General features: G+C 39.7%; 17 protein-coding genes and 1 tRNA gene. 13 read left to right on the top strand and 5 right to left on the bottom strand.

Annotated features, from left to right (window positions below):
* The first annotated feature begins 10 nt into the window (after positions 1-10).
* From HNP77_RS00520 to HNP77_RS00505, 4 genes are all read left to right on the top strand, one after another.
* On the top strand, positions 11-2,419 hold the full coding sequence (locus HNP77_RS00520; protein WP_184651207.1) for an AAA family ATPase: 2,409 nt from the start codon (positions 11-13) through the stop codon (positions 2,417-2,419).
* A gap of 83 nt (positions 2,420-2,502) precedes the next feature.
* Entirely contained in the window at positions 2,503-3,921 is a 1,419-nt protein-coding gene (aroA, locus tag HNP77_RS00515; protein ID WP_184651206.1) for a 3-phosphoshikimate 1-carboxyvinyltransferase, read from the top strand.
* Positions 3,922-3,951: 30 nt separating this feature from the next.
* On the top strand, positions 3,952-5,649 hold the full coding sequence (locus tag HNP77_RS00510; RefSeq protein WP_184651205.1) for a GH3 auxin-responsive promoter family protein: 1,698 nt from the start codon (positions 3,952-3,954) through the stop codon (positions 5,647-5,649).
* Between the two features lie 7 nt (positions 5,650-5,656).
* Positions 5,657-6,337 carry an HAD family hydrolase gene (locus tag HNP77_RS00505; protein ID WP_184651204.1) on the top strand — a complete coding sequence of 227 codons (681 nt, stop codon included), beginning with the start codon at positions 5,657-5,659 and terminating at the stop codon, positions 6,335-6,337.
* A 31-nt stretch (positions 6,338-6,368) separates the two neighbouring features.
* Here HNP77_RS00505 and HNP77_RS00500 read toward each other — a convergent pair whose 3' ends face one another.
* Positions 6,369-7,205, bottom strand: coding sequence for a lysophospholipid acyltransferase family protein (locus tag HNP77_RS00500; protein ID WP_184651203.1), 837 nt, complete (start codon positions 7,203-7,205; stop codon positions 6,369-6,371).
* A gap of 80 nt (positions 7,206-7,285) precedes the next feature.
* Here HNP77_RS00500 and HNP77_RS00495 point away from each other — a divergent pair, with 80 nt between their 5' ends.
* Positions 7,286-7,912, top strand: coding sequence for a LolA family protein (locus HNP77_RS00495; protein WP_184651202.1), 627 nt, complete (start codon positions 7,286-7,288; stop codon positions 7,910-7,912).
* Complete coding sequence (locus tag HNP77_RS00490; protein WP_184651201.1) at positions 7,884-10,235, top strand: MMPL family transporter; 2,352 nt, start codon at positions 7,884-7,886, stop codon at positions 10,233-10,235. Before HNP77_RS00495 ends, HNP77_RS00490 begins: the two co-directional genes overlap by 29 nt.
* Before the next feature lie 144 nt (positions 10,236-10,379).
* On the opposite strand, the gene pta is transcribed toward HNP77_RS00490, so the two are convergent.
* From pta to HNP77_RS00470, 4 genes are all read right to left on the bottom strand, one after another.
* Positions 10,380-11,405: a phosphate acetyltransferase gene (gene pta / locus HNP77_RS00485; RefSeq protein WP_184651200.1), complete on the bottom strand. Its 1,026-nt coding sequence runs from the start codon at positions 11,403-11,405 to the stop codon at positions 10,380-10,382.
* 80 nt (positions 11,406-11,485) lie between these two features.
* Positions 11,486-12,508 (bottom strand): branched-chain amino acid aminotransferase, encoded by a 1,023-nt coding sequence (locus HNP77_RS00480; protein ID WP_184651199.1) that lies wholly within the window; start codon positions 12,506-12,508, stop codon positions 11,486-11,488.
* A 119-nt stretch (positions 12,509-12,627) separates the two neighbouring features.
* Positions 12,628-13,431 carry an Rpn family recombination-promoting nuclease/putative transposase gene (locus HNP77_RS00475; RefSeq protein ID WP_184651197.1) on the bottom strand — a complete coding sequence of 268 codons (804 nt, stop codon included), beginning with the start codon at positions 13,429-13,431 and terminating at the stop codon, positions 12,628-12,630.
* 249 nt (positions 13,432-13,680) lie between these two features.
* Entirely contained in the window at positions 13,681-15,309 is a 1,629-nt protein-coding gene (locus HNP77_RS00470) for an InlB B-repeat-containing protein (RefSeq protein WP_184651196.1), read from the bottom strand.
* Positions 15,310-15,755: 446 nt separating this feature from the next.
* Between HNP77_RS00470 and HNP77_RS00465 the strand changes: the two genes are divergently transcribed.
* The 7 genes from HNP77_RS00465 (at position 15,756) to rplS (ending at position 18,746) form a co-directional block, all read left to right on the top strand.
* Positions 15,756-15,995 carry a TIGR03905 family TSCPD domain-containing protein gene (locus HNP77_RS00465; RefSeq protein WP_184651195.1) on the top strand — a complete coding sequence of 80 codons (240 nt, stop codon included), beginning with the start codon at positions 15,756-15,758 and terminating at the stop codon, positions 15,993-15,995.
* 58 nt (positions 15,996-16,053) lie between these two features.
* Positions 16,054-16,127, top strand: a tRNA-Asp gene (locus HNP77_RS00460).
* A 229-nt stretch (positions 16,128-16,356) separates the two neighbouring features.
* Positions 16,357-16,623, top strand: coding sequence for a 30S ribosomal protein S16 (gene rpsP, locus HNP77_RS00455; RefSeq protein WP_184651194.1), 267 nt, complete (start codon positions 16,357-16,359; stop codon positions 16,621-16,623).
* Between the two features lie 20 nt (positions 16,624-16,643).
* Positions 16,644-16,877 carry a KH domain-containing protein gene (locus tag HNP77_RS00450; RefSeq protein WP_184651193.1) on the top strand — a complete coding sequence of 78 codons (234 nt, stop codon included), beginning with the start codon at positions 16,644-16,646 and terminating at the stop codon, positions 16,875-16,877.
* A 12-nt stretch (positions 16,878-16,889) separates the two neighbouring features.
* The gene (gene rimM / locus HNP77_RS00445; RefSeq protein WP_184651192.1) at positions 16,890-17,468 is read left to right on the top strand and encodes a ribosome maturation factor RimM; all 579 of its coding nucleotides are present in this window, start codon (positions 16,890-16,892) and stop codon (positions 17,466-17,468) included.
* Positions 17,469-17,473: 5 nt separating this feature from the next.
* Positions 17,474-18,280 carry a tRNA (guanosine(37)-N1)-methyltransferase TrmD gene (gene trmD, locus HNP77_RS00440; protein ID WP_184651191.1) on the top strand — a complete coding sequence of 269 codons (807 nt, stop codon included), beginning with the start codon at positions 17,474-17,476 and terminating at the stop codon, positions 18,278-18,280.
* A gap of 1 nt (position 18,281) precedes the next feature.
* Complete coding sequence (rplS, locus tag HNP77_RS00435) at positions 18,282-18,746, top strand: 50S ribosomal protein L19 (RefSeq protein ID WP_184651190.1); 465 nt, start codon at positions 18,282-18,284, stop codon at positions 18,744-18,746.
* Positions 18,747-18,755 lie beyond the last annotated feature (9 nt).

Genomic DNA, 18,755 nt, shown 5'->3' with positions numbered 1-18,755 from the left:
GCTTTATATAATGAGCGACCTTTTTGATTCTGCGGAAAAAGATTATTCTCATGAACCACTGGCTGCCAGAATGCGGCCTGTGACTCTTGATGAATATGTCGGACAGGATCATATTGTAGGGAAAGGCCGTCTTTTACGCAGGGCAATAGCAGCAGACCAGCTTACCTCCGTTATTTTTTACGGCCCGCCGGGAACAGGAAAAACCACTCTTGCAAGAGTTATTGCAAACCACACAAGTTCAGCCTTTATAACCCTTAATGCAGTTCTTACAGGAGTTGCAGACATTCGGGAATCCATAAAAAATGCAGAACAGCAGAAAAAACTGTACGGCAGAAAAACAATTCTCTTTGTAGATGAAGTTCACAGATGGAATAAAAGCCAGCAGGATGCCCTTCTTCCATGGGTAGAAAACGGAACCATAATTCTAATCGGTGCAACAACAGAAAACCCGTTCTTTGAAGTAAACAAGGCGCTGGTTTCAAGAAGCCGTGTATTTCAGCTTAAGCCGCTTACAAAAGAAGATCTTCTAAAAGCCGCACGGCAGGCTCTCTCAAATAAGGAACGAGGCTACGGAAAATATGACGTTCAGTTTGAAGACGGAGCACTGGAACATCTTGTAGAAACAGCAAACGGAGACTGCCGCTCTCTTTTAAATGCACTTGAACTGGCAGTAGAAACCACACCGGAAAAGTGGCCGCCTGAAGCTGGAGAAAAAATTTTCATCAGCCGTGAAACAGCAGAAGAATCTATTCAGAAAAAAGCTGTTCTCTATGACAGAGACGGAGACTATCATTACGACATAATCAGTGCCTTCATAAAAAGTTTGAGAGGAAGGGATCCTGATGCAGCCTGCTACTGGCTGGCAAGAATGGTAAAGGCAGGAGAAGACCCTCATTTTATATTCAGGCGCATGCTCATCTCTGCCTGTGAGGACACAGGACTTGCAGATCCTAATGCAATTTCAATAGTAGAAAGTTGTGCCAGAGCCTTTGACAGAGTCGGTCTTCCAGAAGGAAGATATTTTCTTGCTCATGCAGCGCTCTATCTTTCTACAGCACCAAAATCAAATTCCAGCATGGCTTTTTTTGATGCACTGCACTCTGTAGAAACCCAGGATGCCGATGTGCCTAATCACTTAAAAGATTCCAGCAGGGACGCAGAAGGCTTCGGACATGGAAGCGGGTATATGTATCCGCACGCCTACAGAGATCACTGGGTAGCACAACAGTACCTTCCGGGAAACCTGACGGGAAAAATATTTTACAATCCTTCAACACAAGGATATGAAGCAAAAATAAGAGATGAAGTTCTCAACAGAAGGGAACTTCAAATTGCCAGTCTTCTGGAAGAAGAAATCAAAAATCATCCGGAAAACTTTTATACTTCGGAATACAACAAAAATTCACCTCAACGCTCTGCAACTGCCAAAAGCTGCGCTGAACCTTTAAGCCAGTGGTGGATTGATCAGCATCAGAGCTGGTTCAAGCCAAAGGAAGAAAACCTAACATTCACTCCCCAGGACAGGCAGAAAAATGCCCTTCTTGATAAGGCAGAAAGAAGCTGGAGAAGCAGACTTGACTCAAACAGAGCCGAACTTCTTGAAAAAATAAAAACAACCCTTTTATCAATGTCTGAAATCTACAGGCACAGCCGCGTTCTGGTATGGAATGCAGATGATGCCCTGCTTATCTTTGACCTTTGCAGAAAAACACCTGAAGGTGCAACCTATGGTGTATGCAGGACAAAAAAAGGAATTGAAATACTGAAGACCTATCAGAACACCCTGGACGATCTGGATAAAACAAAATTCGTACTGTCTTCCGGGAATATTTTTTCTGAAAACAATTTTGCAAGAACTGTGGCCCAATTTAACGACGCAGTCTTTGACAGAGTTTTTTTACGGGACTGCTTTGCTGCAAAAGAAGACATATTCCGCTGCATTAAAGTATTAAAAGAAAATGCCCCTCTCTTTTCTGAAGACGCACGCATTCTCTTAAGCCAGAGAATTCCCTGTGACAGTCAGAAACTCAGTGACCTCATAATAGAACAGATTGTTACAAAAGATACAGATACACAGACGCTGGAGCTTCTAAAAAACATGCAGGCCTTTGACAGAAAATTCTACAGTTCAGAAAAAACACAGATATACTCCTGGGACTGCAATTTCATAAAACAATCATTATCAGAAGCCGGATTCAAATTCAGTCTGAAAGAAGAATGTCTTATAGAAAAACGACGCATCAGCCCGGCCGAAGCAAACTTATGGCTTGATTCAGAAAACTCTCTTTACGGAAAAGAACTGGCTTCAGAAATTTCTTCAGCAGGCGTAGATAAAATACGTCAGCTTCTTATCAACAATATTTCAGACAGAATCTTTAACTGGAAGGCAGCAAATACATTCTGGTGCATAAAACTGTAAAAAAACTTAAGTAAACTTAATTTAATTTTATAACTCCTTCTTTATCTTTAAAAAATTATAGCCTTATGGTAACCTATTATATTATGAAAATAAGAGCAGAACATGCAGAATTATCAGGTACAATTCAGGTACCTGGGTCAAAGTCACATACAATCAGGGCACTTCTTCTTGCAGCCATGTCAGACGGCACCTGTAACATTACAAACCCGCTTATCAGCGCAGACTGTCTGAGCACTGCAGCAGCCCTTCCGCTTATAGGTGCGCAGATTGACCTTCAGGAAACATCAGACTTTCCGGTTAAAACATGGACTGTAAAAGGGGCCGGAAAAAACATTCACCTGCCCTATGATGTAGTCAATGTCGGAGATTCAGGATCCCTGCTCTATTTTCTTTCACCTATTGCAGCAACCTTTGACGGATGGAGCGTTTTTACTGGAGACGAAAGCATCCGGACAAGACCTGTACACCATGTAGTTGATGCACTTAACCAGCTGGGTGCAGAAGCAACTACTGCAATTCCCGGTTCAAAAAACTGTCCCCTTATTATCAGGGGCCCTATCTCTTCAGAAAAAAAACTTATCACGGACGGAAACATTTCAAGCCAGTATATTTCAGGAATGATGATGGCCGCTTCAAGGCTCAACGGAACTCTTGAAATAGAACTTAAGGATCCAAAAGAAACGCCTTATCTTACCATGACACAGAAATGGCTTGATAAAGTCGGAATCTCTTCAGAAATATCTGACGACTTTCACCATATAAAAGTTACAGGTCCAAAAGACATAAGCGCTTTTAATGCAACAATACCAAGCGACTGGGAAGGAGTTGCATTTCCGCTTATAGCTACCCTAATCACAGACAGTCAGATTTTAATCGAACATGTAGACTCCAGCGGAACTCAGGGTGATGATGAAATCGTAAATATTCTGAAGAAACTGGGTGCTGATATTGAATGGAATAAAACAGCAGAAACCCTTCTTGTCAGAGGATTAAAAAAATCTTCAGATAAAATCGGACGGCTTTCTACAGAACATCTTGAAAACGGGGAACTGCATGTAAATCTTTCCGGACTGCCTGATGCCATATGCGCACTGGCTGTTGCAGCCTGCTTCACGGAAGGAACAGTATACATTGAAGACATTGCCGGCTGCCGCAGAAAAGAAACAGACAGAATCAAGGTAATGGTAAGTGAACTTACAAAAATCGGTGCAGAACTTGAAGAAGGAGAAGACTATCTTATCGTAAGAGGTCATTCACCGGTAACAAAAGAAGGACGGCCAAACCCGGCATTTAAGCTTCGCGGTGCAATCGTAGAGAGTTACGGAGATCACAGAGTTGCAATGTCCCTGGCCTGCCTCGGTCTTGGACTTCCAAGCGGAGAATTCATTACCGTAAAAGATGCTGAATGCTGCAGTGTAAGTTTCCCAGACTTTTATAAAGCAATGAACAGACTTAATGCAGGATTTGTAGAACTCAATTCAAGTGATTCCATAAATTTATAGCAAAAAAAATCGAGCCTGAAGGAATTAAAAATGAAAAACACGATTAAAAATTCTCGTCTGATAAAACTCGCACTTTCGATGGCAGGAAAAATTCAGCTTGCAAAAGTAAATAAGGCTTCAAAAAACTGCCGGAAAGTTTCAATGCAAACCCTCAGACAGATTCTGAACTATGCAAAAGATACTGAATTCGGGAAAGCTCATAACTTCAGTCAAATTCTTTCCACAAAAACAGATGATGAACTTGTTTCATTATATCAAAAAAATGTTCCTCCTCAGGATTACGAAGATCTTCGTCCTTATATTGAACGCCATAAAAACGGAGAAGCAAATATTCTGTTTCCAGGCAAACCAAAAATGTATGCAACCACAAGCGGCACTACAAAAGAACCAAAATGGATTCCGATTACAAATGAATACTATGAAAACGTTTACAACAAAATGTCCAAAATATGGCTCTACACTTTCCTCATGCACAGACCGAAATGCTTTTACGGACAGACAATTTCCATAGTAGGAAAGGCTATTGAAGGACATGCTCCGGACGGAACTGTTTACGGATCTGTATCCGGAGTAACAAGACGTGATATTCCGGCATTCGTACGACCGATTCATTCAGCACCTGATGCCGTATTTGCCATAGCAGACTACACCGCCCGCTACTACACTATAATGAGGATCGGCATCGAGCAGCACATTACTATTATCGTAACTGCAAACCCAAGTACCATTGTAGAAATGCAGAACAACGTAAACCAGTTCTTTGATGATTATGTAACGGATATAGAAAACGGAACCCTTAATTCAAAGCTTAACATTGATCCTGAAATCCGAAAAACAATAGAGGCAACTCTGAAACCAAATCCGAAACGCGCTGCTGAACTCAGGGCTCTGAAAGCAGAACATAAAATAATTCTTCCAAAACATTACTGGCCGGATTTTCAAATTCTTACAACCTGGAAATGCGGAAACACAAAAGTTTACATGGAAAAATTTTCCAACTCATTCCCGGAAAATACTCTTTATCAGGAATTTTCTTATTTTGCTTCTGAATGCCGAGCCGGACTTGTGCTTAACGGAAAAAACGATACAGTACTCTTCCCGCATTATCACTATTTTGAATTTATCAGTGCAGAAGATTTGGAAAAAAAGAATCCTGAATTTCTGCAACTCCATGAACTTGAAAAAGGTAAACAGTATTCCGTATACGTTACTACCTGGTCAGGGCTTTACAGATATCCGATGAATGATCTCATAGAAGTTACCGGTTTCTATAATTCGATTCCTACAATTCAATTCATTCAGAAAATAAACGGAATCATTTCTATGACCGGCGAAAAACTCCATGAAAGACAGTTTATAGAAGCCGTGCATCAGACTGAACATGAAACAAAAATCAAACTTCAGTTCTATGTAGGTTTTGCAGACGTAGAAAATTCCGTCTATCACTTTTATTACGAATTTAAAGACTGCAATCTTCCGGAAGAACAGGTTGAATTCTTTAACAAAACAGTTGATGAAAAGCTTAAAGAAATCAATATAGAATACGCAGCTAAAAGAGATTCTTTCCGCATAAAAACTCCTGAAGCCCACAGACTTCAAAAAGAAAGTTTTGAAACTTATAAGGAACGCTGCATTCTTGGCGGTGCAAGGGACGGACAGTTCAAGCTTAACCTTCTCATGCAGGATGAAAAACGTCATAAAATGTTTAAGGAACTTGTAACGGAATAATACATCAATGAAAAACATAAAAGCCGTTATTTTTGATTTTGACGGAACTCTTTACGACCATAAGGGAGCCGTCCGGAAACTTCTAAAAGAATTGAAATTTTCTCATAAGCTTCTTGCCGGTGCAGAGCGCAGAGTAAGATCCAGACTGAAAGGAATATACACAGGAGACAGGCAGTCATTTGACGAACGTTTTTTTTATGAATTTTCCCGCATTGTAAAAAAAAATCCCGAAGAACTTCAGGACTGGTATGACAGCGTATACCTTGAGGCAATGATTACTTCCCTTAAAAAAAATTTCAAGGCAAGAGCAAATGTAAACCGTCTTTTTACCTTCTTAAAAGAACAGGAAATCAAAACAGCCGTATACAGTGACTATTCAAAAACTAAAGAACGAATGGAAGCGCTGAACATCAACACGTCTACTGTTACAGGAATTTTTAACGCTGAAGATTTAGGAGGACTGAAACCTGCAGTTCAGTTGCTTTATAAAATTACGGAAGAACTTAAGGTAAAACCTGAAGAAACTCTATTTATTGGAGACAGATCTGATACCGACGGAAAGGGAGCACTTGCTGCCGGCATGAACTACATTCAGGTACTTACTCATAAAACTAAAAAAAACGAAGAGACTCTTACCTGGGTTGAAATATGCCAGCTAATACAGGCACACTTTCTAAAAAATGAATAAAATAAAGGAACTATAATCTTACACTACCCGCTCATTCATCATCATAAGCTGAAGGCCACTTGTTCTGCTCAATACCTGCAAGACTTACAACCTGACGGTGAGCTTCATCCCTGAGTAATGCACAGCGTTCTTTTTTTGACTCCCCCTTTATATCCTGCGGAAAAATCACACTGCCGACTCTGACATTTATAAGAGGATGCTTTATTCCAAGAAATTTTCTCCAGCCTGTTACCGGTCTGTAAGAAATCGCAACAGGTATGACAGGAAGGGAATATCTCAATGCCATTTTAAAAGCTCCTGCCCTGAACGGACGTATCGGTTCGTAAAATGCCCAGCGGCAGCTTTCCGGAAAAACATGAATCCATCTTTTTTTTGCATGTATGTAATTAAAGGCCTCATTAAATTTTCTGACTGCCGCCATAGTCTGAGGAATCGGAATTCCTCCGGCTCCAAGGATCAGATTAGCATCCTTTGTCTGAATGTTAGATGCTTTTGCCGGAAACCACATTCTTCTCCAGCGGACAGCCTGAAGTACGAATGGAAAATCCCATCTGTGAACATGATTACAGACAGTCATTGCTCCGTTTTTCAATAAGCGTTTATTCTTACGGATATTTTCCCTTCCAGAAATTTTTATTCCGTATAAAATCTTGCTGAGCGGGAAAACAAGAAAAAATATTCCTGCATATATGACAGCCTTCCATATTCTTCTGCTAAAACTTTTCTGCAGAAAATCAAAATCATTTTCAATATCGATATCGTTTACTTTTTCAGGATTGCGCATGCTTTCGTCAGGGCGAGCCGGATAAGCAATTTTAAGTTCAGGAATATATGTCCCCGGCGCTACAATATGTTCTCGTAAAGTCATAGTAAGCATATTGTAAACTGTGTTAAGATACTGTGTACAGATACTTTTTCAAGTTTAATAAATATGCTATCCTTTTACCCATGAAAAGCTTTATTAAACATGCAATTTTTACACTGACTCTCATGATGTCAGCAACGGTTTTTGCTCAGAATGCTCAGCTGGACAAAATTTTAACCTCGATTACATCTCATAAAATAACTGCAGGTGATTTTACTCAGGAAAAATATTCATCAGCCTTAAAGAAACCTCTGAAGTCTTCAGGAACATTTATTTTTTCTCAGGACAAAATTCTCTGGCGCACGCTTAAGCCAATGAAAACTTCGACAGCAGTTACACCTGATTACATAATTCAGACAACTGCATCAGGAAAACGCTCAGTAATTGAAAGTTCTTCCTCAGAAATTTTCGGAACCGTTGCATCTGCAATGACATCTATTTTCTCAGGAGATTCTTCAGAAATTGAAAAATATTTTGATGTTACTGTTTCTGACGGACATGAATGGACTATAACTCTTGCACCGAAAGACATGACGATTTCTTCTGCCCTCAAACAGATTATCATCGGCGGCAGCTATGAAGGAACAGCAGCAAAACTTAATTCCTTTACAATCATGCAGAGCGATACTGATTATACAAAATATTCACTCAAAAATATAAAATTTAAAGAGACACTCTCAAATGAAGACGAAGCTTACTTTATCAAATAAGTTTTTTACTGTTTCATGGATACTCTTTCATGCAACTTTAACACTTTTATTTTCTGTTTCACTTTTCTTTACAAACGGACTCCAGTTTGACGCAGACCTGTACAACATGTTTCCGTCAAATAACCTGAACAAGGCTGCAAAGATTGCAGACAAAAACATTACCTCTACAAGCGGCAGAAGTCTGTTCATTTTATCAACGCATGAAGATTTTGCAAAAGCAAAGGAAGGTGCTGAAACTGTTTATGAAAAACTTAAGGACAGCCCTAAGTTTGAAAGCGTATCACTATATTCAGGAACTGCAGAAGACATGAACAGCTATCAGGAATTCATGTCCCAGTGGAGATACAACTTACTTACCCCGGAACTGAGGGAACTTATTTCGACAGAAGAAGGTGCACAGGAATTTTCAATGGAAGCCTTAAGCAGCCTTTACAGCGCACTTAGTTTTGGAGCAGCTGTAGATACAGAAAACGATCCTTTCTGTCTGGATAATACAAACCTCATGAACTACATGAAATATGCACAGAATGCAGGTCCTGCAATGCAGCCGAAAGACGGTGTTCTGGCAAACAGATGGCCTCTTGATGAAAACGGTAATCCGACAGAAGAAACAAAATGGAATGTAATGCTCAGGCTTCAGCTCTCAGATGAAGGAGCAGCCCTGGCAAGCAAGAAAAATGCCGTCCCGCTCATTTATGATGTATGTCTTCCATTAGAAAAAGACGGCCTTAAATTTGTTTTTTCAGGAACAACCTTCCACAGTTATAAAAGTTCTTCCGATGCAACAAACGAAGTTTCAATAATCTCTACGGTTTCCGTAATCCTGATTATTGTGATGATGCTTGTAGTATTCAGAAGCCCTCTGCCGATTTTTGCATCAGTATTTTCTATTGCAGTCTCAATGTTTACGGCATTCTTTACCACACATTTTGTATTCGGCGGAGTACACATGATGTCCCTGGTATTTGGAACATCCCTTATCGGTTCATCGATAGACTACACACTTCACTTCTTCATTAACTGGAAAGGACGCAAAAAGATGAATTCCGGACGTAAAATCCGTGCACATCTTTTTAACGGACTGTTCCTTTCTCTTCTTTCTACAGAAATCTGCTACGCACTTTTAATGGGTGCACCGTTCTATATGCTCAAGCAGGTTGCCGTATTCTCATTTACAGGAATTTTAAGTTCATTCCTTACAGTAACGGGTCTTTTCTCCCTGCTCAAAATTCCTCCAAGAGAAAAACGTGTAATTCCAATTCTTAATAAAATTAATTTCACCATTCCTAATAAAAATCTGGTTTCAAAAATCATTACTGCAGCACTGCTGGTATTTTCACTTACAGTGATCTTCATCAACCGCAAAGACATAAGCGTCAAGAATGACCTTACATCTCTATATCAGCCAAAAGGCCGTCTTAAGGATGATGCAGCAAAAGCCTTCCAGATCCTCAACTATAATCCTACGTCATGGTTCATCGTAAGCGGAAACACGGAAGAAGAAGTTCTTCAGCGTGAAGAAAAAATAATGACCGCGTTAAAAGATAAGCCTTACATCTGTACTGCCTGCTTTGTTCCTTCCATAAAGTCACAGAAAGAATCCTATGAAGCTGCAAAAAATCTTGTGGCATTAAAAGACTTCAGAAGTGAATATCTTGATTTTGACGATGAGATTGAAAATAACTTTGTTAAAGACTTTGAAAGCAGAGATAAAAAATATCTGACTCCAAAAAATGAATTTCCTGAAGCAATACAAAGCGTACTTGATATCATCTGGATCGGGCGATACGAAAACAAATACTATTCGCTCGTGCTTCCGGCAATCGTTCACCCTGAAGAAGAAGCAGAATACAATGAAATTGCAGATCAGGACAGCAATATCTATTTCGAGAACCGCATAAAAGACATCAGCTACGGTCTGGACAGGCTTTCCTTCATGATTATGGAAATGTTCCTTATTGCATATGTTGTAATCTTCATCGTTCTTAAAATCTTCTACAGCTGGAAAGACACACTGAAGATTGCTTCCGTTCCTGCCCTGAGCGTACTTATGATTACAGCCATATTCTCCCTTGCAGGACTTAAAATAGAATTCTTCTGCATTACAGGTATGATTCTTGTATTTGGACTTGGACTGGATTACATAATCTACAAAATGGAAAACAAAGAAAGCAAGGCAGAAACATTTGCCATAGCACTTTCCTTCTTTACAACGGCATTTTCATTTGGAGCAATCATGCTCAGTTCATTCATGCCTGTTCATGTTTTAGGAATATCAATTTTCGTAGGACTCGTAACTTCATTCATTCTTACGATTTTCTAGCGGATAACAAAAAACTAACCGGTAACACAATTAGTTTCCGGTTTTAATACAAAAAAAATACCGGCTGTTACAGGACAATTATGAAGTAAGTTTCATATTAAAACCTGTAACAACCGGTATTTTTATTTACAGTGAATAAGAAATCTAAGCCTGAAGGGCAGTTACTGCTACAGTATCAACAATTTCATCCACATTACATCCGCGGCTTAAATCATTAAGTGGTTTAGCAAATCCCTGACAAACAGGCCCGATTGCCTTCCATCCACCCATACGTGCACAGATTTTATAACCGATGTTTCCTGCATTAATATTAGGGAAAATAAATGTATTTGCATGACCTGCAACAGAACTTCCAGGAGCCTTAAGTTCTCCAACCTCAGGAGCAATAGCTGCATCAAACTGGAATTCACCGTCAAGGGCAAGTTCCGGAGCCTTCTGCTTTGCAATACCGACAGCTTCAACAACCTTGCCGACTGTATTAAGACCTTTTGCATCACTACCTGAACCTTTTGTTGAGAAAGAAAGAAGTGCAACTTTAGGATCAATTCCGGCAATTTTCTTTGCAGTATCAGCAGAAGCAATTGCAATATCTGCAAGTTCTTCTGAGCTAGGTTCAATGTTAATAGCACAGTCACCAAAAACTGCAATTCCATCAGAAAGGTATTTATTTCCACCTTCAGGTGCAACCATAATAAAGCATGAAGAAACTGTCTTGATGCCAGGAGCAGTCTTAATAACCTGAAGACCAGGACGAAGAGTATTTGCTGTAGAATGACATGCACCGCTTACAAAACCGTCAGCGTCACCTGCTTTAAGAATAAGTGCTCCATACATTGTATAATCTTTAAGAGCTGCAGCTTTTGCAGCAGCAACATCAGCATATTCCGGAGCGCCAGTCTTTTTATTGATTTTACCTTCACGAGCCTTATAAAGAAGTTCAGCATATTTATCGGCATTAGCATCAGCAGTAGGGTCAACAATTGTTACACCACTCATATCAAACCCAAACTTTTCAATCTCAGTTTTATTTCCAAGAAGAATAATCTTTGCAATACCTTCTTTTACTACAAGAGAAGCTGCTTCAACAACACGCTTATCTTCACCTTCACACAGAACGATTGTTTTTCCGGCTGCTTTTGCCTTTGCACGCAATTCTTTTACAAAATCCATTTTCTTTTCCTTATAAAATTATTTTTTGTCAAAAAAAGTGCCGCATGATTCAATGCAGCACTCTTCTTAATTTAATTTAACTAAGCAATCTGAACTACCCAGCCTTCAGGAGCTTTTTCAGTACCCATCTGAATTCCAGTGAGGGTATCACGAAGTTTTCCAAGAACAGGACCGAATTTTTCCATTCCGCTAGGAACCATTATTGAAGTTCCGTGGTCATCAATCTGACCTACAGGAGAAATTACTGCAGCGGTTCCGCACAAACCAACTTCAACAAAATCCTTAAGTTCATTCTTATTTATCTGACGTTCTTCAACTTCAATACCAAGATATTCTTTTGCAACAACAAGAAGTGAACGACGGGTAATAGACGGCAGAATTGAATTTGACTTAGGTGTAACAAGTTTTCCATCTTTTGTAACAAAAAGAATATTTGCACCGCCAGTCTCTTCAATATAAGTATGAGTTGCAGGATCTGTATACATGTTTTCTGCATATCCGCATTTATGTGCATCAACAATATTATGAAGGCTCATTGCATAGTTAAGTCCAGCCTTGATATCACCTGTTCCATGAGGAGCAGCACGGTCAAGATCTGAAATGCGTACTTTAATAGGTTTTACACCACCCTTAAAGTATGGTCCTACAGGAGTAACAAGAATTCTAAACTGATATTCATCAGCTGGTTTTACGCCAATAACAGCATTTGAACCAAACATGTACGGACGAATATAGAGGGTTGCTCCGGAACCATATGGTGGAACCCAGTCAAGATTAGCTTTTACAACATCCTTTACTGCCTGAATGAACTTATCTTTTGGAAAAACAGGCATTTCAAGACGGGCACAGGAATCAGCCATGCGGTCTGCATTAAGGTCAGGACGGAAACATACAATTTTACCGTCTGCAGTAGTATAAGCCTTAAGTCCCTCAAAACAAGTCTGTGCATACTGAAGTACACCGGCACACTCGTTAAGCGTGATGGTATGATCCGAAGTCAATGTACCTTCATCCCATTTTCCATCTTTAAAATTTGCAACGAAACTCTTTGAAGTCTCCTTATAGCCGAACGGAAGGCTTCCCCAGTCAATATCCTTAGCCATATCGTCACTCCTTAAAAAAAAATTCAATACTATAGATAAGAGATTATATTCCTTTATTAAAAATTTGTTAATACGGGGAATAAATATTTTAGAAAGACAGATTTATAAACTTTAAAAACTTAATTTCTTAAATCTAAAACTTCTTCAAGAGAAAGTCCTGTTCCCTGTGCAACCTGTTCAGGAGAAAGATTCATGCTTAAAAGATTTTTTGCTGTTTCAACAGCTTTTTGACGGGCACCTTCGGCAAGACCAGCTTCACGGGCATATTCCTTTTCTTCTTCAAGTATGTCCATAAAATACATGTATTCATCCTCCATCTCGGGTCTGGATTTTGCACGGAGGGTGTTTTCTTCAAGAAGTTTTGAAAAAGAAGAAGTTGCTTTGGATTCATAAATAAAACGCAGTACGTCCCTTAGTTCTTCGTCCTGAACCCTGCTCCATGCACTTGAATTATAAAATACGGCATGGGTTTTGTCATCATAAATCAGGGCGTCTGTTTCTGTAAAACGGTTCTTCTTCGTGTACACGGGCAGTCCCATTCCGAAAGGATCTTCTTCACAAATGAAGACGATGTAGGTTTCCTTAAGGTTCCTGAATTTAGTGCGGCGCCTTACGGTTGCTACGTCACAGGCTCCCTGATAGTAGCGGGCCCTCAGCAGCAGGTCATCATAGTTGCCGGTCTGGATTTCTATGTCAAAGATTCTGTCGGAATCCTTTACGTAGACATCAAGCCTGATTCCCCTGGATTCATAATAGTTTTCGATGGTCTTTTCTGATTCAATGTATTCGATTTTTTCGACTTTAATTTTAAGAAGAATCTCAAGCATCTTTCTGCAGATTTCTTCGTTTTTCATAACCTTGCAGAAAATAAAGTTGTCCTTAAAGGTCAGGTCCTTCCACGGTCTGGTGAATTGTCCGTTCATGATTTTTACAGCTCCTTTTTATATATTTTTACATATATATATTTTCACTGAATTTTCAAAATCACGACAAATAAACAAAGAATTTATTAGAATATGAACTTAAGCCAGATGAATGTTACAATGTACTTATCGGAGATAACTTAAACTATCCGACAATAATAATCATTAAAATTACTTCTGTAAAAGATGAAAAAAATTCTCCTACGCCTGGTGGGGCATAGGAGTTTATAAAAAAAAACTGATTTACTGCTACTGTAAATTTTCTGCACTGATACAGATTGCAGGACAGATTCCTAAATGAGCATCATCAAGGGCTCTAACAGAATCTAATTTACCATCATATGCTACATATCTAACAGAATCTGTATCTGAAGCAACAATATTATAAACATCACGGCACATCCACATACAGCCTGAATAACTCTTTTCTACATTATTTGCAACAGCAAAATCACAGGCCGTTCTTGTCCTTACAGAATTCTCTTCATCCTTGTTAGCAGAAAATCCATAAGCGGTATTAATAAGTTCTTCCTCACTTAAAAGGAATACATAATCTTTATTCGTATCACTATCATCAACAACCCCGGCATGCTCCAGCAGCGCATAACTATTTTGAGCAAATGCTGACAGTCTGAAAGTATAAGTAAGCCAGGTGCAGATGTCTGATGTTTCATAAGTTGCAGAATCAGCAGCATCTTTTTCAAAAGCTATTCCTGAAGTAAGGATAGTTTCTGCAAGAAGAATTCTATTTTCAGCTGCATCTGCATCAGGATTCAATACTCTCCACTTAACAGGTTCAACCTTAAAATACCTGTAACTGTTTTCTTCAGATGTCTTTGCGACGCTCCTGTCTGAATATTTACATTCATCTGAATAAGCATTTTCTAAAATCTTTGCATAATAAAAATTATCACTTCCAAGATAATAAGTATTATCTCCAGCTGTAAACGTCTGCTCTTCATCAACAGTAACCTTATCCGACTTTACAGTCTGAGGCCAGTCTCCAAAGTAAACATATTTACCTGTAACTCCCGCAGTTCCTTCAGTTCCTTCTGGAAGAAGTTCAGGCTCTGTATGAAAAGAATACTCCCTGACAAGCTTGAATAAGCAGGAAACCGTTACCCTGGTTGCCGGCATCGTAAAAGTATATTCACTCTCAGTCTTTTTTGTTACAGAAACAGGATTTCCCTCATTGTCCTGTACAAAAACCTGTTCGCCTGCATAGCCTTCATCCGGAATCAAAGTTACAGAAACCTCTGTTCCATAAGCGGCATAATTAATTACCTCCATACTTCCATTTTCTGAATCTGAAGCAATTACATAATTAGAAACTGGTGTAAAGAATACTTCAATAACAACATCTCCCGCAGGCATATCAAAAGTAAGAATAATCTTACCGTCAGATTCTGTCTTTTCAGCATCTATATCGCCAAATTTATTTTCCCCGGTAACTTTTACAAAGGAACTATAGTTATAACCATAGTCTGCCGTTACAGTCAGAACAACCTCTTCTCCCGTACAGGCGGAATTTTTATTAAGAACAGCCTGTCCACCGGTAAGCCCATCCTTTACAGAAATACTATACACCTGAGCTTCCGTTTTTAACGTAAACACTACATCCTCATCCGGCATAATAAAATACCAGTAGTTTTCTACGTCTTCATAGTGCTTTAATTCAATTGCCTCATGAGTCTGAGTTTCTGCAGATATCTGATTAATTTTATAGCCGGCATCAATTACTGCATAAACAGAAATCTTCTCGCCTTCATAAGCAGAAGATGAAGAAAAGCTTATAGTACAATGCTCCAGACCAGCCACAGTAACCGAATAACGGGGACTGGCAGACCAGACTGCATAAAGATTAATACTTTTATCCAAAGTTACAGTCTGACAATCACTGTAAACAACTTCCTCTGAATCCTGTGTTAAGGCCCAGCCGGCAAAATAATATCCGGGATTATAAAAACCAAGACGGTCTATTCCAGTAAGCGGCTTTGTTTCTCCAACAGTAAAAACCTGTGTTACCGGTTGATATGAAGTACTGTCTGTATTTGGATAAAAAGCAACAGTACAGGTCTATACCGGTTCCGAAGTATTTTCTGCACTGCAGGAAACCAGTCCGGCAGATACAAGACAGAATACTGCAAGCAATAAAACTATTTTTTTCAATTTAGACTCCCTTATTAAGTATACTTAATTTTAACTGAAGCAATATATTTCTTTCAACTTATTAATTAATAATTCTTTCAAAATCCTCTAAATATTTTTTTTCTATATAAATACATATTTACATAAAAACTCCCAAAGCTATAAAATAGTCGTCTATGGAAAAAATAAGCTATACAACAAAAGGCACCTGTGCCACAAAAATCGAATTTGAAAAAGACGGAGACATCATACGCAACATAAAATTTACAGGCGGCTGCAACGGCAACCTGAAAGCAATTGCAAAACTCTGTGAAGGAATGACGGCTCAGGAAATCTCTTCAAAATTAAAAGGCAATATCTGCGGTGCAAAGTCAACATCCTGCGCAGACCAGCTCGCAAAAGCCGTAATGTCATGATTTTTTACAAACACTACTTGACATAAAGCAAATCAGTCTGTATGATAACCACACTTTTGGGGTGTTAGCGAAGTTGGTTATCGCGCTGGCCTGTCACGCCGGAGATCACGAGTTCGAGCCTCGTACATCCCGACAAACCTGTATCATTACGATGCAGGTTTTTTTATTTAATAATACCTTTATTAAAACTTTTCAAAAAAGCTCAAGCAAACTGCATAAAAATGCACTGTCTGCACCGGTATGCGCTTCACACCATTGACTAAAACCTTTCTTTTCAATATCATTCGCATTCACACTGTATAGTGTGCATACTATATCTCAGGTCTTGACCCCGTTCGCGAGAGACCTTCGGAGGAATAAAGTGGTTAAAATCAGACTCAAGAAGTTCGGTACTAAAAAGCGCCCGGACTATCGTATTGTAGTTCAGGATTCACGCAAACCACGTGATGGAGTTACAATCGAAGAAATCGGTCAGTATCACCCGATCGCAGCAGAAGCTAATCAGGTAAGCTTTGACGAAGAACGTGCAAAGTATTGGCTTGGTGTCGGTGCACAGCCTACAAACATGGTGAAGAAGCTTTTCAACATCAAGGGCTTGTCTGCTTCTGGAAAATCTATTGCCAAATAATTAACAGAGGGAACTAAACAATGGAAAAAGACCTGATTGAATACATTGCAAAATCATTGGTCGATGATCCAAATGCAGTCTCTGTAACAGAAACCGAGGGTGAACGTGGAAGAGTTCTTCAGCTCAGCGTTGCTCAGGGTGACATTGGCAAAGTTATTGGAAAGTACGGTCGTATTGCAAAAGCTCTTCGTACTGTTTTAAGTGCAACATCCAGTAAAGATGGTACTCGTTACACTCTTGAAATTCTGGACTGACGGCAGCTTATAATGGTAGATCAGTTTGTTGTGGGTATTGTCCGGGGTTCCCATGGAATTACGGGCGAATTTAAAGTAGAAAGCACTTCCGGCGAGTACGGGCATTTTGCATGTATGGAAGAAGTGACTTTAACAGACGGTAACATAAAAAAAACTTTTACGGTTGAATCAACCAGAGAAGGTGCTGCTGTTCTGTATATGAAACTGGCGGGAATAAATTCACCTGAAGAAGCTGCAAAATACAACAGGTGGGAAATCGTAGTTCCACGCAAATACGCACATCCTCTGCAGAAGGGTGAGTGGTACATTGAAGATCTTAAAGGATGTTCAATAATATATAAGGAAACGGCGGAAGACGCACCGGCAGCAGAACATGTTGTTGGCACAGTCACAAACGTATTGGAAGGCGGATCAGGTTATCTCGTTGAGATTTTGCTGTCCGAGAGCTGTACATTACTGGCAGACAGCGTCAAACTGAACAAAAAAGGCAATCCAAAGACGGTTTATGTACCGTTTAAGGATCAGTTTATTGGCGAAGTTGATGTTGAAGGGCAGAAAATGCAGCTGATGCACCTCTGGATTCTGGAGTAATTCCTGTGAAATTTACAGTGCTGACCTTATTCCCTGAAATTCCTGAAGCTTTTTTCAAAACTTCAATCATGGCAAAAGCTGTGGAAAAGGGAATTATTGCTTACGATTTAGTGAATATCAGGGACTTTGCCCTGGATAGACACAAGACATGTGACGACGGGACCTATGGCGGGGGAGCAGGACAGCTTTTGATGCCCGAACCTCTCGGACGAGCTTTAGACAGCATACAGGCTTACAAAAAGCAGCAGCACGTTATTTACGTGACGCCCAGCGGAAAGCAGTTTACGCAGAAAAAGGCAGTCGAACTCAGCCGTAAAGAAAACCTGGTTTTTATCTGCGGAAGATACGAAGGTATAGACCAGCGCATCATTGACACTTATGTTGATGAAGAACTGTCCATCGGGGATTATGTAATGTCCAGTGGAGAGCTTGCCGCAACAGTAATGGTAGATGCAATCTATCGTCTTGTTGAAGGCGTCATCACAGAAGAATCACTGAATGAAGAAAGTTTCAACGGCAACCTTTTGGAATATCCCCAGTACACGAGACCGGAAGTGTACAGAGGCCTGGAAGTTCCTTCTATACTTAGAAGCGGCAACCATGAAGAAATCCGAAAGTGGCGTCTTAGAAAGAGCCTGGAAAAAACCTTGAGAAACAGACCTGATCTTATTCAGACTGCAAGGCTGACGGGTACTCTTACTGAAGAAGCAGAAAAAATGATTGAAGAACTTACGGGCTATACGACATATAAAAATGACCGTAAGAAAAACAGACTGTTGCGAAGGTTACAACGCAGCAATCAGGAGAAATAGCATGGACATTATTAAAACCATTGAAGCAAAACAGACTAAACAGAACGCAGAAAGCTTCAAAGTTGGTGATACTGTAAAAGTACACTTTGAAATTATCGAAGGTAAAACAAAGCGTATCCAGATTTTTGAAGGTCTCGTACTCTGCATGAAAAACAAGGGTATCGGTAAGACTTTCACAGTTCGCAAGGAAAGCTATGGTGTTGGCGTAGAACGCGTATTCCCGCTTCACAGCCCGCGCATCGTAAAAGTTGAACTTGTACGTCCTGGTAAAGTACGCCGCTCAAAGATCTACTACGTACGTGATAAGATCGGTAAGGCTGCTAAAATCAAGGAACTTCTTGGTGCAAAAGCAAATGCAGAATTTGCAGCTAACAAGGCTGCTTACGCTGCTGCAGATGCAGAAGAAAAGGCTATTAAAGAAGCTGCAAAAGAAGCAAACGCAACAAAAGAAGCAAACGCAAAATAATTTTTGCGC

This window comes from Treponema rectale (assembly GCF_014202035.1).
Lineage (GTDB): Bacteria > Spirochaetota > Spirochaetia > Treponematales > Treponemataceae > Treponema_D > Treponema_D rectale.
This window is presented reverse-complemented; position numbering and strand designations above follow the sequence as displayed.